We start from the raw sequence: 23,209 nt of genomic DNA on the forward strand, positions 1-23,209 counted from the left end.
CGTTACTGGAATGAAACAGCCATCTCGACAAGGCCGCGATCTTCATCGATTTTGTTGACTTCTCGTGAATGCAACAATGTCGTCTGCACAATCAGGCGGAGACGGGCGGTATTGTCGATCTTGACCGGAACCGGGTGAGGGGGCTTTCTCTTGGCATAGCAGGCGGCGTTGCGGCCAAGCGCTTGATAAGATTCCAGTGTGAGGTTGGGGGCCTGACTTAGCAGTTCCAAGTTATTGAGCGGGGCCAAATTGCTCTTGTGAATGAGGGCTGTGCCCTTTGATTGCAAACCGATGCCAATGCCAGATCCGCTCACTTTTGCCCCGGAAAGGCCAATGGCTGCGAGATCTGCGCTTGTAAAGACCTTGACCACTTTCCAATTTGCCCCTTCCGATTCAATGCCCGCAATGATGGCTTTCAGAACATCTGTGTGGGACAGTTTGGCGAGGGTCTCATCGCTTGATGTCGCAAAGGCAGGACCAACGGCGATAACCACTTCGTTTTCATCACCTGCCTGTGGCTCGCCTTTTGGGGTGAGTGTCAGTTTTGCATCGGCCTTTTCGTCGGCGACCAGCGACCGGGGATCTATCACTTGCGGAAGATTTTGGATCTTGTCCCATAGCTCTCCCTCGACGCGAAAGCCTGTGCCTGGACCTTGATAATTATTGGGGGTGTTCACCGCGCTCAATACATTGAACTCCTCATCAAAGATGGCTGATGTCTGTAAATAATCACCAAGAACGCGCTGGCGCTGCATCTCCAGAACACTATCAGCAACATCGTCAAAGCCGGCTTCTGATAACGCTTTGACCACGTTGATTGCAGTCAGATCAGAGTTCAAAAAATCATCAGCAGCTGCCAGGTCTGCAACCACATCTCGGTCTGGCATGTCGTCACTGGTATAAGCTATTGCTGCTGCTTCGACTTCCTCGTCCGTTATTTCGGGGAAGCCTAAGTCCTTGAAGACTGCTTGCATGGCAAGAGCGGCCTTGCGCCTGTGAGCGACGGTCTCATCTTCTCGCACTGGGAGTAGGCCAGCATCAACACGCATGTCTCGCTGCAGGACCAGCCAGTCATCAAGATCCTCGCCGTCGAAGTTACCTCCACCGAACAGGTTGTCCTTTTTGGGGATCAAGCTGTAGCCGGAGGTGATGAAATCTGTACCCGGCAGGAACTGAAGCATCAGTTTTGCGGTTTTGCGGATATCAGAGTGCGAAGCAAGGGCATCATTGCCAGAGGCGACTTCAAGGCCCAGAGATGCTGCGATCAAATTCTCTGCCAATACACCGAGAACACCTCCGGGCAAGGATTCCGGTAGGGCAATGCAAGAGATGGAGCCATTTTGAACCCCTTGGCTGCCAGCGCCCTTGACCATCAAGAGGCAGCGCACTTCAAGGTAGAGCATGGACCAGCCTTGTCCATGTCCCATCAAAGCTTCAGAGCCCGATCCCGTCGTAAAGCGTGATTTGACGCCACGAGAGGCATAGGCGGACGCAAGAACACCTTTTGACCAAGGCGTGTCATCACCATCCACGAAAGAGGGGATAGTGCCATAGACAGACAAGGTTTCTGCGTAAGAAGACAGCCCCTTCATGGCCAGCTTCAAATTCAGAGCTTCTTCGACGGAGATCTGGGTCAAGGTGCCAGGACGACCGACTTGTGCCCCAACCATCAGGGCAAGAGCGCTGAAGGGTGCGTAGCGGGCAACACGGACGGTCGTCTCGGCTTCTGCAAAGCCACGAAGCCCTGCCTCGGCGGCATCTGCTGCGAGTAGTGCCGGGTTTTCTTTCCAGTTGGTGACATGGCATTGATTGGCAGGTTTGAGGCGTTGCCGCATCTTTTGCAGCGCCATCATCATTTCCACCACATTCAGATGTTGCATGACATCGACAATCTTGGCGGGGGTGCAGCCGGACAGCACGCGGCGAACATCTTTTTGCTGCACATTGATATCAACGAACAGACGAGCAATGCTCTGAGAGTCCTGCGCCATGGATGTCTCGGATTGTTCGATATCGATTGCATATTTCGCGATGAAGCGATCAATGCCATCAAATTCATCAAAGCTTCGCCCATCCATTTCAACGATCACGCCATCCTTGAGCTTGATCGAGGGTTTGGGGTCAGATGGGCTATTCATCACACAAAGGCCCAGCTCGGGCAGCTCATGAATATAGCTCTCTTTATTGATGCCACGTTCGGCCCGCTTGGCGAAACGTTTTGAGCGTTGTGTCATGTTTCACTCCAATCCAGTTTCTGGGTGAGCAGTACAGGATCCCAACCCATGACCCTGTACTGCTCATGAGAAGATTGCTGATCGATACCGCTCTCCATGTCCCTATCCTTTTCAGCAACCGGGTGGTGAGGGGCAATATCAGTACAGCAATCTCCTTGAAATCTCTGATGCCTTACTGAGCTTTTTCCGGATCTTCCAGAAAAGGAGAAAGACGAGTTAGTGCATCAGACAATTGCTGCTCTGTTTGCGCAAAGCAGAGACGGAACCAACCAGGCTCTCCCACAAGAAAGGCATCACCCGGTGCCAGGCCAACCTTGGCTTTGTCGATCAAGGTCCGAGCAAATGCGATGGAATCGTCAACGCCGTCAATTTTGAAGAAGGCATAAAAAGCGCTATCTGGTACGGGACAGCTGACAAGCTCATGGGAGAGTAGCGCTGAACAAACCTGATCACGAGCTGCTTTATAGGATTGTGCCGTCTGGCGGATGAAGTCTTCACCATCTTGTAGCGCAACAACCCCTGCACGCTGAGCAAAGGGCGGAGCACAAGCAACAGAAAATTCAGCGATTTTCTCAATGATTGGCGTGATGCTCGGGGGTAACGTGAGCCAGCCAAGGCGCCAACCAGTCATGGCCCAGCTTTTGGAAAAGGAATTGATCACAATCAGTCGATCTTCTGCTTCGCTGACATCCAAAAAGGAAGGAGCGACTTTGTCATCATAGACTGTGCGAGCATAGACCTCATCCGAGATCAACCATGTTCCTCGTTCGCGCAAGACGGACATGATTTTTTGCATGTCCTCACGTGGCATCATGTAACCGGTTGGGTTCGATGGGGAATTGATCAAGACGACTTTTGCGCCTTTGGCCGTTTCCAGAAATGCGTCGCAATCCAAATGCCATTGATCATCCTTGATCTGCAACTTGTGGGGCACCACATTGGCACCTTGCAGGCTGGGAATAGCAAGAAGGTTCGGGAAGGCTGGGGTAAGTGTCACCACCTTATCCCCTTGTTCCAGCAACGCCTGAAACGCCAGATTAAGCGCATTGCCGCCGGAAACGGTCACTGCAATTCGATCTTTACCGATGGATTTGCCATAGAGATCGCTCATATATCCTGCAATGGCTTCTCGCAAATAGGGGCGTCCGAGTCCTTCAGCATAAAAGGTCTCGCCTGCGGATAGAGATCTTGCTGCCTCATCACAGATAAACTGTGGTGTTGGTTGGTTTGGTTCGCCAAACCAAAGCGGGATCAGCCCGTCGACATCCATGGCCGCATTGGCCAAAACACGCGTGATGGAAGGTGAAACAGATACGGCGCGGCTTGCAAGTCCTTTGCTGGCATTCATGATCACTCAGTTGTTCTCCCACCGGACTGGTTGAATTTAATTTGTTCATATTATGGACAAATATCCATAAATTGGATATTAGGAAGAGTAGAGCAAAAGTGTCAAGGCGTAACTGCATCATTTCATGGAAGGGTGCTCTATGGCTGGCTTGGAAGCCAACAGGCATTGATCTAATATCGCGACAAAGAAAAAGGTGGATAGAAGAGAATGGTACAAGGGGCTCAAAGTTTTAGCCGTAGTCTGAATGTCCTTCAGATGATCGCAGATTACGACGGAGCGCCGACGATTGCAGATCTGCTATCCAGGACAGATCTGACGCGTCCCACTCTTTATCGCATTCTTGGATCATTAGAGGCAGAAGGTCTTGTCCAGCGTCAGCGAGACAAGTCCTATATTTTGGGCATACGCCTTGTCTCCCTTGCCCGTAAGGCTTTGGCTGATAATGATTTGCGCAAAATAGCGCGGCCTTGTCTGGAAAAATTACGAGATGAAACCGGTGAGACAGTCCATTTGGCGCTACGTAGCGGTGATGAGCTGGTTTATGTTGATAAAATCGAGAGCACAGCGACAGTACGAATGACTTCGACCATCGGTACTCGTGTTACTTTTCACTCCACTGGGGTCGGCAAAGCGTTTCTGTCTGCAATGGAGCCGAGTGATGCTGATGAGCTGATTGATCGGCTGACATTGAGCAGAATTACTCGTTACACAACCGCAGATAAGAAAGTGCTGCGCGACATTGTGGCGCAAAGCCGCCAGCAAGGTTTCGTCTTCGATGATCAGGAAAATGAAGAAGGGATTGTTTGTTATGGGGCAGCAATCTGCTCTACGGGTGGCGGACCAGTAGCAGCGATCAGCGTTTCCATCCCTACTTTCAGGCTTCAATCAGATCCAGACTTCTATACAGCACCGCTGCAGAAATGGTCCAGGCAGATATCTGGTTTGCTCGATTGAGACGAAAAATCTCATAGAACATTGAAAAAACGGATGTTTGTCTATTCGGTTGAGATGTAAGTTTTAAGGGAAGATTGTGGCTGGGGTGGTAGGATTCGAACCTACGATACACGATACCAAAAACCGATGCCTTACCACTTGGCTACACCCCAACACGACAGTAGATCAGCGATCCACCGTGAAGTAGGGCCTTCTATAAACAACCCAATTCAGCGGTGCAATGAAAAAGACGCCTTTTTCACAAGCTGATATCCTGCCATAGCAAACTTTTGAGGGCAAATCTGATTGCTGGGGAAAGAGTGACCTTTATGACAAAAACTCTGTGAAAAGGGGCTTGCGCTATAAAAATTTCACCGCTATAAGCCACTCCACCGATGGAACGGAGCGTAGCGCAGCCTGGTAGCGCACCTGATTTGGGATCAGGGGGTCGGAGGTTCGAATCCTCTCGCTCCGACCATCGTTAGATCAAATCCTCCCAAAATGATCTAAGATCTACTAAATCGCCGCAAGGCGATTTTTTTGTTTTTAGGTCAGGCAGATAAGCTGCCCTTAAAGTGCAGCCAGTCTTTCTTTCGCGCTTTCATATTCTCCTGCCAGTCGCCTCACGATCTCGGAAACGGATGCGATTGATTTGACCGAGCCGATACCCTGACCGCTACCCCAGATGCTTTTCCAAGCCTTTACGCTCTCATTGTCATCACTGTCAGCTTTGCCAAAATCCATTTTTTTGCGATCTTCATGGGCCACACGCCGAGGATCGATGCCTGAGGCGACCAGAGATGGAATCAGATAATTGCCATGAACACCGGTAAAGCGGTCGGTATAGATAATGTCTTCTGCTCCGCAATCGACAATCATCTTCTTGTAGTCTGAATCGGCATTGGCCTCGTGCGAAGCGATAAAGGCTGAACCGATATATCCAAGGTCAGCCCCCATAGCTTGGGCTGCCAATATAGATGAACCGGTGGAAATGGCACCAGAGAGAAGCAGGGGCCCATCAAACCATTCACGAATCTCTGCAATCAAGGCGAGGGGAGATTGAACCCCTGCGTGGCCACCAGCACCTGCTGCGACCGCGATCAGACCATCTGCGCCTTTCTCAACTGCCTTTTTGGCAAAGCGATTATTGATGATGTCATGCAGAACAATGCCGCCATAGGAATGCACGACCTCATTGACTTCTTCTCGTGCCCCGAGAGAGGTGATGACGATAGGCACTTTATGCTTTACGCAGACTTCCAGATCCTCCATCAGGCGTGAGTTGGAGCGATGAACGATCTGGTTGACGGCATAAGGAGCGGCAGGTGCGTCTGGGTTGGCTTGATTATAGGCGTCCAGTTCTTCTTCGATCTGAGTAAGCCATTCTCCCAATTTTTCCTGCGGTCGTGCATTCAGTGCGGGGAATGAGCCGACAATACCTGCCTTACATTGCTCGATCACCATTTTCGGATTGGAAATGATGAACATGGGAGAAGCGACAGCAGGTAGACGCAAATGATTAAAAAGAGGAGGCAGGCTCATGAAGAGGTGTTCCGATCTGGAAGACATGATTGACGTATGCGTAAGAGCCTAGGCCTACATCAAAGACCTGTCCAGATCACCTTAGGGTAGCTATGTGAATAATGACAGGATTAGAAGACCAAGCGTACCAGTCCCAGAGAGAGGACAGGCAGAGCTACCAAGAGAGCCACACGAACGATGTCGCTCATCACAAAGGGAAGAATAGCACGGAACATTGAACCAAGTGCAATATCTGGGGCAAGGCGATGAATGACAAAGAGATTGAGCCCTACAGGTGGAGTGATCAGGCCGACTTCGACAACAATCAAAACCAATATGCCAAACCAGAGACCGAACTCACTTGGACTTAGCCCAAAATCAAGCGCAGAAACAATCGGGAAGACCAGCGGAACCATCAGCAAAATGATGGACAGGCTCTCCATGACACAGCCAAGTATCAGGAAGATGCCAAGCAGCAATAGCAGAATGCCATAGGCCGAAAATCCGCTATTCACGACATAATCTGCTAGCGCTTGTGGGAGCCCACATAATGCCAGAAAGGCATTGAAGAAGCCTGCTCCAAGAATAATGAAAAAGACCATGGCACTGGCGCTTGCCGTGCTGGCAATGGACATTTTCAGGCTACCCCAGTTGAGACGTCCAGATTTCCAAGCGAGCAGTCCGGTGCCAGCGGCACCAATGGCCGCGGCCTCAGTCGGGGTAAAAAAGCCACCATAAATTCCCCCAACCACGATTAAAAAGATCAACAGCACCGGCCAGACGGTACTCAAGGCGATCAGTCTTTGCGCCCAGTTTTGCTTCGATTGTATCGCGATGGCATCTCTTGATGCCGAAACCTGAAAACGGGCAATGATGGCAATGGTCAGTATGTAGCCCAGCATCGCCAAAAGACCAGGCACAAGTGCAGCTACAAAAAGTTTTGCGATATTTTGCTCGGCCAAAATGGCATAAACTACCAGAACGATGGAAGGGGGGATGAGAATGCCCAATGTTCCACCTGCCGCTAAGGTAGCGCTTGCAAGTCCTCCCGGATAACCAGCTTTGCGCAAATCAGGTAGCGCGACCTGGCTCATGGTGGCTGCGGTCGCAAGAGAAGAGCCGCAAATGGCACCAAAGCCACCACTGGCACCAACCACCGCCATGGCAAGGCCGCCACGATGGTGACCCACGAACGTATTGGCGGCATTCATCAAGGCACCCGACATCCCGCCAAGGGTTGCGAACTGCCCCATTAGCAAGAAGAGTGGCAATATGGAGAGAGAGTAGCTGGAAAATTGTCCATGGGGTGTGTGTTTGAGCTGCGCCAGCGCCATCAAAGGCGAGCCATTGATCAACCACGATCCGCCCAATCCCAGAACCAGCATGGCCAAGCCTATGGGAAGGCGTAAGAAAATCAAAAGCAGCAAGACTGGGAAAGAGGCAATCCCGAGTTCAAGATCTGAAAGACCGAAGATGACATCACTCATATGCCACCTCCAGGAACGTCCGGTTCTGCTGTCTCTGTCGGAGCATCTGCCTGTGTGCCAAAGCAGGTGACACTCAGCTTGATCAAAGCGATCAACGTGAAAAGAGCAGCTCCAGCACTAGCAGCTGCATAGCCCCACCAAAGCGGGATTTGCAATATGAAGCTGGTCTCATCATAGCTTTGTTTATCCAGCATACCCAGCCAAAGTTGCCGCATGAACAAGACAGCAATGATGAACATCAGAAGATCGCGCGCGATCTCAGCCAGTCGATTGAGTAGGCGACCGAAATAAGGCTTTAGCAAATCCACACTGGCGTGACCATTGGTCCAGTGGGCCCAGGGCAAAAAGGCAAAGATCGCGAAACCCATGCCGAGTTCGATCAGCTCATAATCTCCGGGGATTGGCCCAACAAGATCGGACAAGAATGATAGAGCTGCCAGCTCCCGCCCCAGAATGGATAGAACGGTCAGCAACACCAGCAGCAACAAGACCAATCCACCGGCAAGCGCAGAGCCGAGAGCAAGACGGTTCGTCCATTCCATTAAGCGCTGGAAAAAAGAAGCGATCATGAAAGTGCCAATTGTCCTGCTTGCATCGGTCTTCTTATGGTTTGCGGTGAGCCTTGATGCGCTCTCGTGCTTTTTCAATCAATGCTTGGCCATCGATACCTTTCTTGGTCATATCGGCAATCCAGCGATCATAAACTGGCTGTGCGGCTTGCTTCCATGCGTCATAGTCTTTGCTGGAAATCTCATGGAAGTCATTGCCAGCATCTTGGGCAATCTTCCGGGCTGCGCCATCTGCTGCATATTGCACACGACCACCAAAGCCGGAGAGTTTGGCACCGGATTCAGCGTCCAAAATCGCCTTCAGATCATCGGGAAGATTGTTGTAGCGTGCTTTGTTCATCACTAGCACGAGTGTTGCGGTATAGAGGGCTTGCGGACCTTTCAGCTCGCTATGATTGCCAACTAATTCGGATAATTTTACTGCTGGTGTCACTTCCCATGGAAGAGCCGTTGCTGAGATCACACCACGTGACAGAGCCTCTGGAACCGCAGGCAAAGGCAGGCCGAGAGGCACAGCGCCAATTTCCTTGAAATAATCATTGATCACGCGGGTAGGGCCGCGCAATTTCAGGCCCTTCATGTCTTCAAGAGAACGAATAGGCTCCTTGGAATGCAGAACGCCGGGACCATGTACCCACGCGCCAAGAACCTTGACGGACTTGAACTCGTTCTTGGAGAAATCTTCTTCGACCAAATCCCAGAAGGCAAGGGATGTGGCAACTGGATCTTCCATCAAGAAGGGGAGCTCGAGTACTTCAGAACGAGGAAAACGTCCGGGTGTGTAGCCAAGCAGGGTCCAGGTGATGTCTACAACTCCATCGCGTGCCTGATCCATGAGGGATGGAGGTTTGCCACCCAGAGCCATGGAATCAAAATGCTGGATCTTGATCCGGCCATCAGAGGCTTCTTCCACCTTTTTTGCCCAGGGGCGCAAAATCTGCTTGGGAACCGTAGAAGAAGGCGGCAGGAACGAGTGCAGTCGCAAGGTTACGTCAGCAGCCCTGGCTGGGCTGGATAGCCAGGAAAAGGTTACCAACATCACCGCCAGCAGCAGTGTCCGGATCAGAAAGGTCCTGTTTAATTGCTCGGCATCATCAGATTTAACAGCCACTCGGCTTCGCCGGGAAGCCTGCGTCTTGGTGTAGACATCATTATAAGAAGAATGAGCCAAGGATTTGGGAGCTTTTCTGTAAGACATGGAAAACTGATCGAACCTCTTATGACTATCTGGCAACACATTAGCCATGCTTTTTCCTCCAGCATAGTGCACAACGACAATGTGATTGAATTTTCCCGACTTGCGAGACTCTTTTCCCCTCGCAATACAAAAATGAATATGTAAGATTGCCTAGAAAAATCGCCTTATAACAAGCTGAAAAGCATAAGTATTTTACCGGGGGAGACGATGGTTGAGCAAGGTCTGGAAGAGGGTTTGCCTAAAATTCTGGTGACCAGAAAGCTGCCGCAGGCGGTGGAAGATTATTTGACATCAAATTTTAATGTGACCCTGAATGCAAGAGATCAACCGCTCAAACCGGAGCAATTGCAAAAAGCCCTCCATGACTATGATGGAATTCTGCCCACTGCTGCTGACAGATTCGATGCGCAAATGCTGACTGAGCCAGCTATCAGATGCAAAATTATCGCAAACTTTGCCGTGGGATACGACAATGTGGATGCCGAAGCTGCGGCAAAAGCAGGCATTGCCTTGACCAATACACCAGGTGTGCTAACAGATTGTACAGCTGATATCGCCATGACATTGCTGCTCATGACAGCTCGACGCGCCAGTTTTAGCGAAGGATATCTGCGAGATGGGGATTGGAGTGGTTTCTCCCCGACCTTCAATCTGGGAACCAAAGTCGCCGGTAAGACTCTGGGAATCATTGGCATGGGCCGTATCGGCAAAGCTATGGCCAAGCGCTGCCATTTTGGTTTCGACATGCCTGTTGTCTTCTATAATCGCTCGCGCATGGAAGTGAATGAGGCCAAAGCTTACGGCGCAATCCAACTCGATAGTGTAGATGACGTCCTGCGTGAGGCAGATTTTGTTTCACTTCATTGTCCAGGCGGTGCTGCCAACCGCCATTTGATCAATGCGCAGCGCCTTTCTATGATGAAACCTACGGCTCACCTGATCAATACTGCACGAGGAGAGGTCGTGGATGAAGCAGCGCTTATCGCTGCCCTGCAAACCGGCACGATCGCAGGTGCTGGGCTGGATGTGTTCGAGGAAGAACCAAAAGTTCCAAAAGCGTTGAAGAAACTGGACAATGTCTCCCTTCTTCCACATATCGGCAGTGGAACATTGGAGACCAGAACCGATATGGGTATGAAGGCTGCAGAGAATATGGTGATTTTCTTTTCTGGTAAAAAACCACCCAATCAGGTGAACTGATCAATCACCCTTAATTCTGCGGAACGGCCTTATAGCCTTTGATGATCATGGCAATTCCCACACCGAACAGGCCCAGTGAGCTGAGCACATCAGCGCTGAGCCATCTTGAGGCCGTACGCTTCAAGGTATGCATGGTCAGCAAGGCATAGGCCAATATCGATATTGCATCCAGAACGAGAAAGATCGCTCCATAAATTATGCTTTGCAGCAATATGCTGTGTTCTGGCGAGATAAAGGCCGGAAACAGAGCAACAAAGAAAACAATAGCTTTGGGGTTTGCAACGCAAGCAAAGAAGCCTGCCCAGAATGTTGCTTTGTCTGATGTGCTTGTCGAGCCAGTGAAGCCTTTTCGTGCAGATTGAAGAGACCTATATGCCAAATGGAGAATGAAAAGGCCTCCTGCTATCTGCAACAAGGGTAAGACAAGTGCAGATAGATTCATAAGTACCGACAGACTGCTTGCTGCAATTGCAATGTGAACGACAGTGCCCAAAGCATCGCCAGCAACAGTAACGCAAACACCACGGGTGCCATGTCGAAGAGCCTGGGCTGTTGCAAAGGCAACAGACGGGCCAGGCGCGGCAACGAACAACAATGTGGTTGTCAAGAAAGCAAGAGTTAACGCAAAGTCCATTCAATCAGCTCCCTTCATTGAAGGATGGGTTCACTCTATAAAAGCTGCTTGTGGGGAAAGGTTCAAGCATACATCTTGAGATAAGGTATGGCTGGGCATCATCAAAGAACGATGATGCCTTGATGTTCCGCCTTGCTTTCTGGTTCCACATGTATGGTTACCGCCATGCCTGGATTGTGATCTTTCAAGGCATGTTCGATCCGATCACAAATATCGTGCGCATTGTGAACGCTCATTGTGCCCGGTACAACCAAATGAAAATCCAGAAATGTCAATTTTCCTGCATGACGCGTACGAAGATCATGGGCTTCTATAGCTCCATCTGCATGCAACGAGATGATTTGACGGATCATGTGCAATTCTTCATCGGGAATTGCTTCGTCCATCAGTCCCGATACCGAACTGCGAATAAGCTCCCACCCGGTATAAAGAATGTGCAATGCTACAATGATTGCGACGATCGGATCGAGTTCACTGATACCTGTCAGATAGGCAAGTGCAACGCCCGCCAATACCCCTACTGTTGTCAGAACATCTGCGAGTAAATGCTTGCCATCTCCCACGAGCGCGGGGCTCTTGAGTTTTCTTCCCTTGCGAATCAAAACCATCGCCCATAGGCCGTTGATCACGCCTGCTCCTGCATTCAGCATGAGACCTGAGGCTGGCATTGTCATGGGTATCGGGTTGAGCAAGGCGTCATAGGCTTCCTTGAAAATGGCAATCGCTGCCAATACAATCAATACACCTTCCAAAACAGCAGAGAGATATTCTGCCTTGTGATGACCATATGGATGATTGTGATCGGCCGGTTTCTGACTGAGCCAGATCGCTGCGAGTACTGCACTTGACGCCACCAGATTGACCATGGTTTCCAGAGCGTCGGAGAAGAAGGCGATACTGCCAGTTGCCAGATAGGCATAATATTTCAATATCAGAACAAGCGTGGCTACCAATATGGAACCCAGAGCCAGACGCATGGCGACAGACATTCTTTCTTCCTTCTTGTTCTGGATCAGATGCGCTCAGTGTCTCTCATGACATATCTGAGTAGAAAAGCCCAGCATATCGATTGGCAAAAGATTGCTTTTATCTGGACAGTTTCGTAACACTATCGCAAAGGATCTGGGGACTGGGTGTTTAACGGCCTGTTCCTTCTGAATTCCCTGCGCTATCCTCAGTTTTACTTCCAGCTCTACCCTCGCAAAACAACATTGTCTGCATAACGAGTATCCCAAGGAAAGGCAAAGTCATGTCTCGTGTGGTTTACGTGAATGGTGAATTTCTGCCCGAAGAAGAAGCCAAAATCTCCATTTTTGATCGTGGTTTTCTGTTTGCCGATGGGGTCTATGAGGTTTCCACCATTCTGGATGGAAAGATGGTCGATAATCCGGCTCATCTGGAACGTCTTGGCCGGTCGATGTACGAGCTGGGGATGACCCCACCATGCAGCATGGAAGAGATTGAAGTCATTCAGCAGGAAATGTTGAAACGCAATCCCATTCAGGAAGGTGGACTCTATCTTCAGGTAACGCGCGGCGCTGCGGATCGTGATTTTGTCTACCCAGATGAAAGTACACGATCTTCATTGATCATGTTCACCCAGGAAAAGCCGGTCGTAGAATCTGCTCTTGCCAAACGAGGGATGCGCATTTCGTTCCAACCGGATATTCGCTGGCAACGGCGTGACATCAAGACCGTAGGCCTCTTGCCAGCCTCAATGGCCAAAGTTGCCGCTCAGGGTGAAGGGGCAGATGATGCCTGGATGGTCGAAGATGGTAAGGTCACCGAAGGAACTTCCAACAATGCCTATATCATCACGCAGGACGATGTATTGGTAACCAAGGCTCGTTCAAACAAGATCCTGCATGGTATCACCCGCAAAGCTGTTCTTGCCCTTGCCAAGGAAGAGGGCTTGACCATCGAAGAGCGGGATTTTACCCCGGAAGAAGCCAAACTCGCCAAGGAAGCTTTTGTGACCTCAGCCTCCACCTTTGTAACAGGAGTGGTCAACATAGACGGTCAACAGCTGGGGAATGGAACGCCAGGGCCAATGACAATCCGCCTGCGCGAAATATATATTGATTTTGCGCGACAAAACTTGTCTTGAAAAAGCTTCCTCAAGTTTGCGCCTTTATCAGCAATAGCCCCGCCTGCTCTGAAGGGTGGGGCTTCTTCTGTAAATGTTAACCTAAACAAGAAAAAACAATCTGATTGTTTTACAATATTGCTATTTACCATGGGTTTTAACACATTTAATAGCAAGTCTGCCTATAGTCTCGTGCGTGGAGTAGTCGATCTGAGGTGAAAGATTGGCAAAAAGGGCGAAGATGAAGCTGTCAATTCAAGTAAAATGTATTCAGTCTTTGGATGACGAGAGCCTTTGGCCATTGTGGCAGAGGTTGGAACAGGATGCTTATCACACAGTGTTCCAATCCAGCTGGTATATGAAGCCATTACTGGAAATTGTTGCACCGGCCAATGACGCCCAGCCCTGTATTGTTATGGTGTTTGAGCAAGGGCAGGAAACTCCGTTCATGTTGATTCCATTCGTCCGTTTACGTCGACACGGTCAACGCGTCGTTACACAGGCCGACTTTGATCTGTGTGATTATTGTGCACCGATCCTCAGGCGTCGTGACGATTGGGAGCATGTGGATATTCATGCGATCTGGAAACAGGTGTTGGCTGCCTTGCCAGCCAATGATGTTCTGTCCATCAAGAAGATGCCTACTCATATCGAGACGCTTGCAAATCCTTTGTCGCGCTTGTCGGAGGCCGAGTTGATGGGGGTTAGCACCATGCGGCTCCAGCCTGGTATGACCGAATTACCATCCAAGGTATTGCGTGAAGTGCGCTACAAGTTGCGAAAGCTTGATCAGGATGGTGGTTTGGAAGAAGTGATCGCCGAACGTCCTGAGGATTTGCGCGAGTTGCTGGATTGCGCGATCAAGCAAAGAGCCGATCGGTGTGAAGAACTCAAGATCGAGAACATTCTTGAGAACCCGGAAATCAATGCATTCTATCGGGCTTTGATTGATAGCTCGGGTGATGGGGCGGCTGTTGTTGGCTATGGCCTGAAGCAAGCTGACAGTTTCGTTGCCGTCTCGCTTGGTATTGTCGTAAACAACATATTCAACGGTCTTATCCTGTCAATTGGTGATCACACCACGCGGCGTTACAGCCCTGGTATCTGTGTAGCAACACGTCAATTGCAGTGGGCGGCCGAGAGCGGCTGTAACTATTGCGATATGGGCGTCGGTGGCTCCGCCTATAAATCCAAGTTTGGTGGTGATGTAACAGAGCTTATGGAGTTGGAGTTGTCTCTATCTCCGATAGGTGTGGCCGGAACATCATTTCTTAGAGCCCGTCGAAAACTGAGAATTGGTCTCAAATCCTATCCGCAACTGAACCATCAGGTGCGCCGGCTGATCGGGAAGGTCTAGAGGCACAAGATCGGCAATCCCGGTTGATCTTATTAATTTCGCGAATCCAGCAAATTAGATTGTCTGATCTCAATCTGACATTCATCATGATAGGCATCCAGACGTTCCTGTTGAATGGTGAAGACATGATGTGATCGATGCCGCCTCATAGGCTGCATTGCATCAGTGCCCAGCTGTGTTTCGATAGTATTTTCCAACTAAATCGTCATAATGCCAAATAAATCCGTGAATTTGACGGAATGATTTAGAAATCCGGCATAACATCGGAATTGTGTAGCGACTGTACCTTTTCTCATTGCGAGATTTAGCCCGAACTGCACAGAATATAGCCCCCGATCTCTGCAAAATCGATCTTTGTTTGTCCAACTATAAAATCTGGTGATTGAAATTGCCGACGGTATTGTATACGATTTGGTATACGAGATGGAAGGCTTGGTTTTCTGCCACATTTACTCTCCTGCATTTGGCGTGACCCGGCAGAGGAAATTACATGACTTATTCAGTTGTACAGGTGCAGAAACCAATTTTTTCAGATCAACGGTTTACAAAATAACAAAATATCGGCAAAATGTTGATAAATTATCAGCATTGACTGATTGTAAGATCGCCCATTCTGACCAATGCATTTGAGCATGACGCCAGAACAGGAGAGAAGGCTAAAAGCCTCGATCAGATAAGGGAGAAGATATGTCTGTCGATCAGAAGATCACGGCTATGGACGTGTGGCACCTTCAATTGCCCGTCAATGCGCGTAGAGATCACGGTATCGGTTCGGTAGAGCACGTCGTAGATATTGTTGTGGTCGGTTTGACCGCAGAAGGCGGCCAGACAGGTTATGGCGAAGGGTCCAGCTGGTCCGTCTTTACCGGATCAGCCGAAGCCAGCTTCGCCGCTCTTGATCGCTATATTCGCCCTCTGGTCGTTGGTCGCTCTATCGGAGATCGCGCCGCCATCATGGCAGATGCAGCTTACGCAGTAGCACATTGTACTGAGGCAAAAGCAGCACTGGAAACAGCTCTTCTTGATTTGCAGGGCCGTATTTCCGGCCTACCTGTCTGGGCTCTTTTGGGTGGCAAATGTCGCGATACGATTCCACTTTCATGTTCCATCGCAGACCCGGATTGGGAAGCGGATCTGAAATTGATGGAGCGTCTGCGGGAAGATGGTGTGCGCATCATCAAACTGAAAACAGGCTTCAAGGGTCATGCCTATGACATGATGCGTCTGGAAGAGCTGCGCAAGAATTATCCTGAATTCAAGATCCGCGTCGATTATAATCAGGGCCTGCACCACGACAATGCAATTCGTTGCGTTCAGGAAGTCGCAACTTTCGATCCAGATTTTATCGAACAACCAGTCAAAGCGCACCTGCGCAGCCTGATGGCTCGCATTCGCGATAGCATCGATATTCCGCTTCTGGCTGATGAGAGTGTTTTCGGCCCGGAAGATATGCAAACGGCCATTGCCATGGGATTGTGTGATGGCGTTTCCATCAAGATCATGAAAACTGGTGGTTTGACCCGTGCCCAAACCGTAGCACGAATGGCTCAATCCGTTGGCCTGTCGGCTTATGGCGGTGATATGTTCGAGGCAGGTCTGGCACATTTGGCCGGGACACACATGATCGCCTCAACGCCGGAAATCACGCTTGGTTGTGAATTCTATCAGGCTAGTTATTTTCTGGTGGAAGATATTCTACAAACGCCATTTGAAGTGAAGGATGGTCAAGTCATTGTGCCGCAAGATGCGGGTCTGGGAGTGCTGCCAGATCCTGACAAACTGACCAAATATACACTCACCCATAGCAACGGATCAAAAGCATGACTGCCACCAAGAAAGTTGTTGTTGTCGGAGCCGGTATTGTCGGTGTATCCAGTGCAATCTGGCTGAAGCGTGCTGGCCATGACGTGATCTTGATCGACAGGGGTGAACCGGGGCAGGGAACCTCATATGGCAATGCCTGCGTTTTGGCCTCCTGTTCCATGATACCCGTGACTGGCCCGGGCCTTATTCTCAAAGGTCCGAAGTTGATGCTGGATCCGAACTTCCCGCTTTTCATGCGTTGGCCTTATCTTCCCAAACTGTTGCCTTGGCTGGCCCGTTATTTGAGCCATGCCAATGACAAGGATACCCGTCGTATTGCGGCTGGCCTTGCCCCGATTGTTAGCGACAGTCTGGAACAGCACAAAGCTTTGACCGATGGTACAGATACCGCAAAATGGGTCCAACCAAGTGCTTACAGCTTCGCTTATGCTGATCGCGCAGCTTTTGATGCTGATGCCTATGTATGGGATTTGCGTAAGGATCATGGCTTCGTACCAGAATTGATCGAAGGCGCCGAAGTGCATGAGTTTGAGCCAGCTCTGGCGTCCGATGTCAATCTGCTGGCGAGCTTCAAAAGTGATCATGGTTTTATTCACGAGCCTGGTGGTTATGTTGCGGATCTGAGCAAACTGCTGGTCGAGATGGGTGGTACTTTCGTTCAGGCCGAAGTGCGTGACTTCGACCTGTCTGGCGGTGAAATCTCGGCCGTAGAGACGGACCGGGGTCGCTTCGAATGCGACCAGGCCGTCCTGGCAACGGGCGTTTGGTCCAAGCCATTGATGAAAAAACTGGGCATCAACGTTCCGATTGAATCCGAGCGCGGCTATCACATCGTATATAAGAATCCGGAAAACGGTCCCAAGAGCCCGATTATGGTGGCGGCTGGAAAGTTCGTCGCCACGCCAATGGCGCAGGGTTTGCGCTGTGCCGGTATTGTTGAATTTGGCGGACTGGAGGCAGAGGCCTCCAGTGCTCCGCTTGCCTTGATGCGTAAGAAAGTCAAGGAAAGCTTCCCCAATCTGATCGCAGAGTCAGAGGAAGAATGGCTGGGACATCGTCCTGCCCCAAGTGACAGCCTGCCGTTGATCGGTGAGGTTGGTGCAACCGGGGTCTATGCAGCCTTTGGTCACCATCATATCGGTTTGACAGGCGGTCCAAAAACTGGCCGAATGGTAGCTGATATGATTTCCGGTAATCTATCCAATAACAACCTTTCACCTTACTCGCCTCAGCGTTTCGGCTGAGGAGGAGTTAATCTTGCTTCAATCCAGAGGGAGACTGAAAATGAAAGCAAAAACCTTGAAGCTGACAACCGCTCTGACCGCAGCAGCCTTGTTGAGCGTTAGTGGCGCAGTTGCAGCCGACAAATGGGATATGCCAATGGGCTATTCCGGTTCCAACTTCCATTCCGTGACTGGCGCTGAGTTCGCAAAATGCGTCACCAAAGGTACCGGTGGTGAATTGGAAATCGTCACCCATCCAGGCGGTTCCCTGTTCAAGGGCAACGAAATCAAGCGTGCAGTTCAGACAGGTCAGGCTCAGATCGGCGAGCGTATTCTTTCTGCTCACCAGAATGAGAATGCTTTGTTCGGAATTGATTCCATTCCATTCCTTGCGACTTCCTTCGAAGATTCAGTCAAACTCTGGAAAGCAGCAAAACCAGAATTTGACAAGCTGTTGGACAGCCAGAACCTCGTTCTGTTGTATTCCGTGCCATGGCCACCACAGGGATTGTACTTCAAGAAAGAAGTCAACTCTGTTGCTGACATGAAGGGTATCAAGTTCCGCTCTTACAATACTGCAACTGGCCGTTTGGCCGAGCTGACCGGTATGTTGCCAGTTCAGATCGAAGCGGCGGAAATCTCACAGGCCTTCGCAACGGGCGTTGCAGAATCCATGGTATCTTCCGGTTCCACTGGCTATGACCGTAAGGTTTGGGAAAGCCTCACTCACTTCTATGAAGTGGATGCCTGGCTGCCACGTAACTATGTTTTCGTGAACAAGGACTCTTGGGGTGGTCTGTCTGACGGTGTGAAAAATGTCATCAATGGCTGTGCTTCCATTGCTGAATATGCAGGATATTGGCGCTCTGTCCAATACACCGAGTTCACCATTGGCCAGCTGGCCAAAAACGGCATGACTGTTGGTAAAGCTGGCGATGCCCTGAAAGGTGAATTGCAGGAAATCGGTAAGAAAATGACTGCTGAATGGCTGGAAAAAGCTGGGCCAACCGGCAAAGCCATCGTAGACGCTTTCAAAGCTTCTCAATAAGTAAAATAAAATGCACTCCGTCCCGTCAGGGACGGAGTGTCTCATATCTTTAGGGAGGTGACATTATGGCGGCTATTCGCAAGCTGCTGGACGGGCTGTACCTTGCCGGGGGAATTTTGGGGGCGCTCAGCCTCGTTATTATCCTCATACTTGTCGTCCTGCAAATGGTTGCTCGTTGGAGTGGGGAAGTCGCTCCAGGTATTCCCGAATATGCCGGCTACTTCATGGCATCTTCGGCTTTTCTTGCCTTTGCCTATGCGCTGAATAAAGGCGCTCACATTCGTGTGGGGCTTCTGCTGCAGGCACTGGGTGATAAACGCAAATGGCTGGAGATCTGGTGCTTTGCCATCGGCAGCGGTCTGGCCATCTATTTTTCCTATTATGCCATCAAGGCAGTCTATTGGTCACAAAAACTCAATGACATCAGTCAGGGGCAGGATGCTACACCGCTTTGGATACCACAATTGTCCATGGCCGTTGGTGCGGTTTTGCTGGCAATTGCGATGCTTGATCATCTGGTGCAGCTGATCTTCACCGGCGAACATGGCATTGATTCAGATGCGCTGGAAAGTCACGCGGAGTAGGAACAAATGGAAGAATTTTACCTTACAGCTATATTCCTCTTCGTTCTGTTCCTGATGTTGGGAACTGGCGTCTGGGTGGGTCTTGCTCTCTTCGGCGTGGCATTCGTTGGTCTGGAACTGTTTACAACACGTCCAGCGGGTGATGCGATGACGACCGTCATCTGGTCGGGTACATCCAGTTGGACATTGACGGCGCTTCCGCTCTTCATCTGGATGGGCGAAATCCTCTATCGAACGCGATTATCGGAAGATATGTTCCGTGGTCTGGCACCATGGATGTCTCGTTTGCCGGGTGGCTTGGTTCATACAAACATTGTGGGTTGCACTATCTTTGCTGCTGTATCAGGCTCTTCAGCAGCCACTCTGACCACAGTCGGCAAGATGTCGATCCCTGAGTTGCGCAAGCGCGGCTATCCAGAACGCATGATCATCGGCACATTGACTGGTGCGGCAACGTTGGGGCTGATGATTCCGCCGTCCTTGACGCTGATCGTTTATGGTGTGACCGTCAATGAATCCATTTCCAAGCTCTTCCTGGCAGGGGTTTTCCCTGGTCTGACCTTGGCATTGCTCTTCATGGGCTATGTGGCATGGTGGTCCTTTACAAAACCAGAAGAAGTGCCGGATATTTCAGAAAAATTGACCTTTGGTCAGAAGCTTTGGGAATCTCGCTTCTTGTTGCCTGTGATCGTTCTGATTTCGGTTGTGATCGGTTCCATGTATCTGGGGATTGCCACGGCAACCGAGGCTGCAGCCTTTGGTGTGATCGGTTCGCTCATTCTGGCGGCCTTGCAGAGTTCGCTTTCCTTATCCACTTTTCTGGATAGTCTGATCGGTGCAACCCGAACCTCTGCCATGATCATGTTCATTCTGGCCGGTGCGGCAGCTCTATCGCTGGCAATGGGCTTCACTGGCCTTCCGCGTGCATTGGCAACATGGATTGATACATTGGGTCTGTCACCATTCGCCCTGTTGATGGCATTGATGGTTTTCTACATCATCCTTGGTTGTTTCCTCGATGGTATTTCCTCGGTCGTTCTGACCATGGCCATCGTGGAACCAATGATACGCCAGGCTGGTATCGATATCATCTGGTTTGGTATCTTCATCGTGGTTGTCGTGGAAATGGCCCAGATCACCCCGCCAATTGGCTTCAACCTGTTCGTGATGCAAGGCATGACCAATCACGGCATGGGCTATATTGCCAAAACGGCACTGCCAATGTTCCTGATCATGGTCGTGATGGTCTTCATCCTGATCTTCTTCCCGGAACTGGTGACCTATCTGCCAGAGAATATGCGCGCCACCCCCGGTGGTTAGCGAAGCTGGCCAAATTGAAAATCGAAAGGGAGCCAAATGGCTCCCTTTTTGATTCCAACAATCTACTCAAGTTCAAATGGAATTCAAATAACGCCCGATGCCAGTCGCTGCTTGATAACCTTGAGACATGCAGCCCGTGAGCAGATAACCACCAGTTGGAGCTTCCCAGTCGAGCATTTCCCCAGCGATGAATAGACCTGGCTGGCGCTTGACCATCAATTCATCATCCATCTCGGACAAGCATACGCCGCCAGCGGTGCTGATGGCTTCTTCAATCGGGCGTGGACCGATTGCCGTGATAGGCAAGCCTTTGACCGCTTTGGCAAGTTTGCCCATATCACTCATCACATCCCGCTCTGTACATTCTTTTAGAAGGGCAGCCTGAACACCCTTGAGATGAATGCGCTTGCGAATGTGATTGGCAAAGCTCTGCTTGCCGCGCGGTTGGTTCAGACGACGCTCCACTTCTGCAAGATCATGATGGGAGCGCAAATCAACTTGCAGCTCAATTGGACCGCATTCGGCAATGGCATCCCTCAAAGGCGCAGAGAGGCCGTAAACAGCGCTGCCTTCAATACCATAGTGAGTGATGACGAAATCACCTTGTATGCTGTAGGGACCGAATTTGAGGGTTACAGATTTGACTGGCTCGCCTGCCCACTGTTGCGCGAACTGCTCTGACCAATCCACCTCAAAGCCACAATTGGCAGGGCGATAAGGTTTGCAGGCAATGTCTTTTTCTTCAAGAATTGAGAGAAATTTTCCATCGGTCCCAAGACGTGGCCAGCTTGGTCCACCAAGGGCCAGCAATACTGCATCAGCTTCAACGGTTGCTTGTCCGTCTGGTGTGTCGAACAAAAGCGCGCCGTCATCGCTCCAACCAATCCAGCGGTGACGGGTAACCATCTTCACACCGCGGCTTTCCAGATGCTTGAAATGGCTGCGAAGCAGCGGAGACGCCTTCATGCTCTCTGGGAATACGCGCCCGGATGATCCTTCAAAGGTGGACTGCCCCATGGCATAGCTCCAGGAGCGAACCTCGCGTGGACCGAATTCGCGGATCATCGGTTCCATCCAGTCCGCATAATCACCATAGGCAGCAATAAAATCATCAATCGGCTGGGCATGGGTCAGGTTCAGGCCACTCTTGCCTGCCATCAGGATTTTACGGGCCGGGCTTGGCATAGCGTCATAAAGGGTGATCTGCCAGTTCTGCTCCTGATCTTGCGCCAGCTCTGTGAGATGATCAGCTGCGATCAATCCAGCGGCACCTGCACCAATGATTGCGATTGTTTTTGCGGATTTATCTGTCATTGGCTCAGGCTTTCTTAGAGCGCGTTCCCAAAAAGTTGCAGTACTTTTCGGACAAGAACTCGCTTGAAACAAAGATGTAAAGTCTTGCCGGTAATTCAACGATTACCAGAAAGGCTTTAATCGAGGGAGCCTTCTCATAGGCTGCTTTGTTGCAAAGAGAAAGAGGGCATCACGCCGGACATCGAAAAAAGCGCAAAAAAAGACCATGAAGAGGGATACTCTTCATGGTCAAGGAGGACAGTCAGTGTGATGAGCGTCCTAGCTCAGGATGTATTCGTCTCCCTGAATGCAACATGGCATTCTCACCCTCGGGAGGAAGGGGATTTCATCGGACAGGACGACCAGTCTGACGAGAAATTCAAAATTAGTTTAACCCGCGAAGACCGGCAACTGGTCCGCCGGACTTGCTTTTCGGTGCTCCGGCAATGCGTAACCAGACTTGAGGATTGCCGACCGCCTGACGTTTGTTCCAGCGATAACTCACTTGTTGCCAAGGCAGAATGGATGGATTGAGATTGTCGAGAATGAATTCGCCCCGATCAGTTCGCACCACCAGGACTGCGTGGTAGACGCCGTCAGGCAAGTAAGCCGTAGTGATGAGCAGTGAGTCAGATGGCCAACCTGCTCGTAACAACTCTCGCTGTTTGGTCAGCGCATAATCTTCGCAATCGCCTTGCGTAACATAAGGTTGCCAATTGTCTATCGGGCCGTCATCAACCGGTTTTATCTGTTGGTTCACATGAGCATTTATGGTCACCAGTGTTTGCCAGGTGGCTGGAGTGAGCTTCACGATACCTTTGCCATAGCGAAGGCAAGCCTCGGGCTGATTGGAACAATAGTAGATATGTCCCGCCGGCGAGCTGGTTTGCTCCAAAACCCTCATGCTGGAACCAGCCGCACCAAAAGCCATGGCTTCCATTGGCAACAGCCCCATTGCTGCCAAAGCCAGGCTACCCATCAACCGACGGCTCAGGTTCTTTTTACAAGATGATTTATGAGATCCAGTAGTGAACAAACTCAGTCCCCTTCAATTTGCTTGAAGGGAAAGCTACGCTCCTCTTTTAAAGGATGCGTTCTGGAATATCGCCGTTTTTGGTCTATCGATTTATGGCTTGTTTACCCTGAGATATGCGAGGTTCCAAACAAATATTGTGCTTGATATTCAGGAAAAGCTAGCCAATTGAATTTATGCATTTTTTGGTTGTGTGAGGCGATTGCAAAAGGAATTTGTTAAGGCTGATACGCCCTGTGCGTGCTCCAAAGTTTTGGCAAATTAGTTAGATTTGTTGTGTGCCAACGAGAAGCAAGGTTAACAGCTTTTGCATCCAA

19 protein-coding genes and 2 tRNA genes are annotated in these 23,209 nt (G+C 50.3%); 10 read left to right on the forward strand and 11 right to left on the reverse strand.

Annotated elements, in window-relative coordinates; genetic code table 11:
• Window positions 1-2: 2 nt before the first annotated feature.
• Together CRO57_RS02825 and CRO57_RS02830 are read right to left on the reverse strand one after the other, a co-directional pair.
• Entirely contained in the window at window positions 3-2,234 is a 2,232-nt protein-coding gene (locus CRO57_RS02825; RefSeq protein WP_097151877.1) for a propanediol/glycerol family dehydratase large subunit, read from the reverse strand.
• Between the two features lie 172 nt (window positions 2,235-2,406).
• Window positions 2,407-3,582 (reverse strand): pyridoxal phosphate-dependent aminotransferase, encoded by a 1,176-nt coding sequence (locus CRO57_RS02830; protein WP_244580052.1) that lies wholly within the window; start codon window positions 3,580-3,582, stop codon window positions 2,407-2,409.
• Between the two features lie 207 nt (window positions 3,583-3,789).
• Between CRO57_RS02830 and CRO57_RS02835 the strand changes: the two genes are divergently transcribed.
• Window positions 3,790-4,536, forward strand: a complete 747-nt coding sequence (locus CRO57_RS02835) for an IclR family transcriptional regulator (RefSeq protein ID WP_097151879.1) — start codon at window positions 3,790-3,792, stop codon at window positions 4,534-4,536.
• 77 nt (window positions 4,537-4,613) lie between these two features.
• Here the strand turns inward: CRO57_RS02835 and CRO57_RS02840 are convergent.
• Window positions 4,614-4,688, reverse strand: a tRNA-Gln gene (locus tag CRO57_RS02840).
• 228 nt (window positions 4,689-4,916) lie between these two features.
• On the opposite strand from CRO57_RS02840, the gene CRO57_RS02845 reads away from it, so the two are divergent.
• Window positions 4,917-4,993, forward strand: a tRNA-Pro gene (locus CRO57_RS02845).
• Between the two features lie 92 nt (window positions 4,994-5,085).
• Here the strand turns inward: CRO57_RS02845 and CRO57_RS02850 are convergent.
• From CRO57_RS02850 to CRO57_RS02865, 4 genes are all read right to left on the reverse strand, one after another.
• A complete protein-coding gene (locus CRO57_RS02850) occupies window positions 5,086-6,057 on the reverse strand; it encodes an NAD(P)H-dependent flavin oxidoreductase (RefSeq protein ID WP_097151880.1) in 972 nt (323 codons plus the stop codon).
• Window positions 6,058-6,167: 110 nt separating this feature from the next.
• Entirely contained in the window at window positions 6,168-7,523 is a 1,356-nt protein-coding gene (locus CRO57_RS02855) for a TRAP transporter large permease (RefSeq protein ID WP_097151881.1), read from the reverse strand.
• Entirely contained in the window at window positions 7,520-8,092 is a 573-nt protein-coding gene (locus CRO57_RS02860) for a TRAP transporter small permease (RefSeq protein ID WP_210200736.1), read from the reverse strand. The genes CRO57_RS02855 and CRO57_RS02860 overlap by 4 nt, the downstream gene beginning before the upstream one ends.
• 34 nt (window positions 8,093-8,126) lie before the next feature.
• The gene (locus tag CRO57_RS02865; RefSeq protein ID WP_244579997.1) at window positions 8,127-9,338 is read right to left on the reverse strand and encodes a TRAP transporter substrate-binding protein; all 1,212 of its coding nucleotides are present in this window, start codon (window positions 9,336-9,338) and stop codon (window positions 8,127-8,129) included.
• 159 nt (window positions 9,339-9,497) lie between these two features.
• Here CRO57_RS02865 and CRO57_RS02870 point away from each other — a divergent pair, with 159 nt between their 5' ends.
• Window positions 9,498-10,490, forward strand: coding sequence for a 2-hydroxyacid dehydrogenase (locus CRO57_RS02870; RefSeq protein WP_097151882.1), 993 nt, complete (start codon window positions 9,498-9,500; stop codon window positions 10,488-10,490).
• Between the two features lie 10 nt (window positions 10,491-10,500).
• Here the strand turns inward: CRO57_RS02870 and CRO57_RS02875 are convergent, their stop codons facing one another.
• On the reverse strand, window positions 10,501-11,124 hold the full coding sequence (locus CRO57_RS02875; RefSeq protein WP_097151883.1) for a LysE family translocator: 624 nt from the start codon (window positions 11,122-11,124) through the stop codon (window positions 10,501-10,503).
• Between the two features lie 101 nt (window positions 11,125-11,225).
• Window positions 11,226-12,113 carry a cation diffusion facilitator family transporter gene (locus CRO57_RS02880; protein WP_097151884.1) on the reverse strand — a complete coding sequence of 296 codons (888 nt, stop codon included), beginning with the start codon at window positions 12,111-12,113 and terminating at the stop codon, window positions 11,226-11,228.
• Between the two features lie 260 nt (window positions 12,114-12,373).
• On the opposite strand from CRO57_RS02880, the gene CRO57_RS02885 reads away from it, so the two are divergent.
• From CRO57_RS02885 to CRO57_RS02915, 7 genes are all read left to right on the forward strand, one after another.
• On the forward strand, window positions 12,374-13,231 hold the full coding sequence (locus CRO57_RS02885) for a D-amino-acid transaminase (RefSeq protein WP_097151885.1): 858 nt from the start codon (window positions 12,374-12,376) through the stop codon (window positions 13,229-13,231).
• A 220-nt stretch (window positions 13,232-13,451) separates the two neighbouring features.
• Entirely contained in the window at window positions 13,452-14,567 is a 1,116-nt protein-coding gene (locus CRO57_RS02890) for a GNAT family N-acetyltransferase (RefSeq protein WP_097151886.1), read from the forward strand.
• 687 nt (window positions 14,568-15,254) lie between these two features.
• Complete coding sequence (locus CRO57_RS02895; RefSeq protein ID WP_097151887.1) at window positions 15,255-16,391, forward strand: enolase C-terminal domain-like protein; 1,137 nt, start codon at window positions 15,255-15,257, stop codon at window positions 16,389-16,391.
• On the forward strand, window positions 16,388-17,635 hold the full coding sequence (locus CRO57_RS02900; protein WP_097151888.1) for an NAD(P)/FAD-dependent oxidoreductase: 1,248 nt from the start codon (window positions 16,388-16,390) through the stop codon (window positions 17,633-17,635). The genes CRO57_RS02895 and CRO57_RS02900 overlap by 4 nt, the downstream gene beginning before the upstream one ends.
• A 40-nt stretch (window positions 17,636-17,675) precedes the next feature.
• Window positions 17,676-18,662 carry a TRAP transporter substrate-binding protein gene (locus tag CRO57_RS02905; protein ID WP_097151889.1) on the forward strand — a complete coding sequence of 329 codons (987 nt, stop codon included), beginning with the start codon at window positions 17,676-17,678 and terminating at the stop codon, window positions 18,660-18,662.
• Between the two features lie 65 nt (window positions 18,663-18,727).
• A complete protein-coding gene (locus tag CRO57_RS02910) occupies window positions 18,728-19,246 on the forward strand; it encodes a TRAP transporter small permease (protein ID WP_097151890.1) in 519 nt (172 codons plus the stop codon).
• A gap of 6 nt (window positions 19,247-19,252) precedes the next feature.
• On the forward strand, window positions 19,253-20,566 hold the full coding sequence (locus CRO57_RS02915; protein WP_097151891.1) for a TRAP transporter large permease: 1,314 nt from the start codon (window positions 19,253-19,255) through the stop codon (window positions 20,564-20,566).
• A gap of 72 nt (window positions 20,567-20,638) precedes the next feature.
• Here the strand turns inward: CRO57_RS02915 and CRO57_RS02920 are convergent, their stop codons facing one another.
• Window positions 20,639-21,880 carry a TIGR03862 family flavoprotein gene (locus CRO57_RS02920; RefSeq protein ID WP_097151892.1) on the reverse strand — a complete coding sequence of 414 codons (1,242 nt, stop codon included), beginning with the start codon at window positions 21,878-21,880 and terminating at the stop codon, window positions 20,639-20,641.
• A 364-nt stretch (window positions 21,881-22,244) separates the two neighbouring features.
• Window positions 22,245-22,838 (reverse strand): transglutaminase-like cysteine peptidase, encoded by a 594-nt coding sequence (locus CRO57_RS02925; RefSeq protein ID WP_097151893.1) that lies wholly within the window; start codon window positions 22,836-22,838, stop codon window positions 22,245-22,247.
• Window positions 22,839-23,209 lie beyond the last annotated feature (371 nt).

Source organism: Cohaesibacter gelatinilyticus, from assembly GCF_900215605.1.
Lineage (GTDB): Bacteria > Pseudomonadota > Alphaproteobacteria > Rhizobiales > Cohaesibacteraceae > Cohaesibacter > Cohaesibacter gelatinilyticus.

Excerpts from the sequence above, each read along its gene's own strand:
- CRO57_RS02825 (WP_097151877.1), bottom strand. The coding sequence starts at position 2,234 with ATGACACAACGCTCAAAACGTTTCGCCAAGCGGGCCGAACGTGGCATC.
- CRO57_RS02830 (WP_244580052.1), bottom strand. The coding sequence starts at position 3,582 with ATGAATGCCAGCAAAGGACTTGCAAGCCGCGCCGTATCTGTTTCACCT.
- CRO57_RS02835 (WP_097151879.1), top strand. The coding sequence starts at position 3,790 with ATGGTACAAGGGGCTCAAAGTTTTAGCCGTAGTCTGAATGTCCTTCAG.
- CRO57_RS02850 (WP_097151880.1), bottom strand. The coding sequence starts at position 6,057 with ATGAGCCTGCCTCCTCTTTTTAATCATTTGCGTCTACCTGCTGTCGCT.
- CRO57_RS02855 (WP_097151881.1), bottom strand. The coding sequence starts at position 7,523 with ATGAGTGATGTCATCTTCGGTCTTTCAGATCTTGAACTCGGGATTGCC.
- CRO57_RS02860 (WP_210200736.1), bottom strand. The coding sequence starts at position 8,092 with ATGATCGCTTCTTTTTTCCAGCGCTTAATGGAATGGACGAACCGTCTT.
- CRO57_RS02865 (WP_244579997.1), bottom strand. The coding sequence starts at position 9,338 with ATGGCTAATGTGTTGCCAGATAGTCATAAGAGGTTCGATCAGTTTTCC.
- CRO57_RS02870 (WP_097151882.1), top strand. The coding sequence starts at position 9,498 with ATGGTTGAGCAAGGTCTGGAAGAGGGTTTGCCTAAAATTCTGGTGACC.
- CRO57_RS02875 (WP_097151883.1), bottom strand. The coding sequence starts at position 11,124 with ATGGACTTTGCGTTAACTCTTGCTTTCTTGACAACCACATTGTTGTTC.
- CRO57_RS02880 (WP_097151884.1), bottom strand. The coding sequence starts at position 12,113 with ATGTCTGTCGCCATGCGTCTGGCTCTGGGTTCCATATTGGTAGCCACG.
- CRO57_RS02885 (WP_097151885.1), top strand. The coding sequence starts at position 12,374 with ATGTCTCGTGTGGTTTACGTGAATGGTGAATTTCTGCCCGAAGAAGAA.
- CRO57_RS02890 (WP_097151886.1), top strand. The coding sequence starts at position 13,452 with ATGAAGCTGTCAATTCAAGTAAAATGTATTCAGTCTTTGGATGACGAG.
- CRO57_RS02895 (WP_097151887.1), top strand. The coding sequence starts at position 15,255 with ATGTCTGTCGATCAGAAGATCACGGCTATGGACGTGTGGCACCTTCAA.
- CRO57_RS02900 (WP_097151888.1), top strand. The coding sequence starts at position 16,388 with ATGACTGCCACCAAGAAAGTTGTTGTTGTCGGAGCCGGTATTGTCGGT.
- CRO57_RS02905 (WP_097151889.1), top strand. The coding sequence starts at position 17,676 with ATGAAAGCAAAAACCTTGAAGCTGACAACCGCTCTGACCGCAGCAGCC.
- CRO57_RS02910 (WP_097151890.1), top strand. The coding sequence starts at position 18,728 with ATGGCGGCTATTCGCAAGCTGCTGGACGGGCTGTACCTTGCCGGGGGA.
- CRO57_RS02915 (WP_097151891.1), top strand. The coding sequence starts at position 19,253 with ATGGAAGAATTTTACCTTACAGCTATATTCCTCTTCGTTCTGTTCCTG.
- CRO57_RS02920 (WP_097151892.1), bottom strand. The coding sequence starts at position 21,880 with ATGACAGATAAATCCGCAAAAACAATCGCAATCATTGGTGCAGGTGCC.
- CRO57_RS02925 (WP_097151893.1), bottom strand. The coding sequence starts at position 22,838 with ATGGGTAGCCTGGCTTTGGCAGCAATGGGGCTGTTGCCAATGGAAGCC.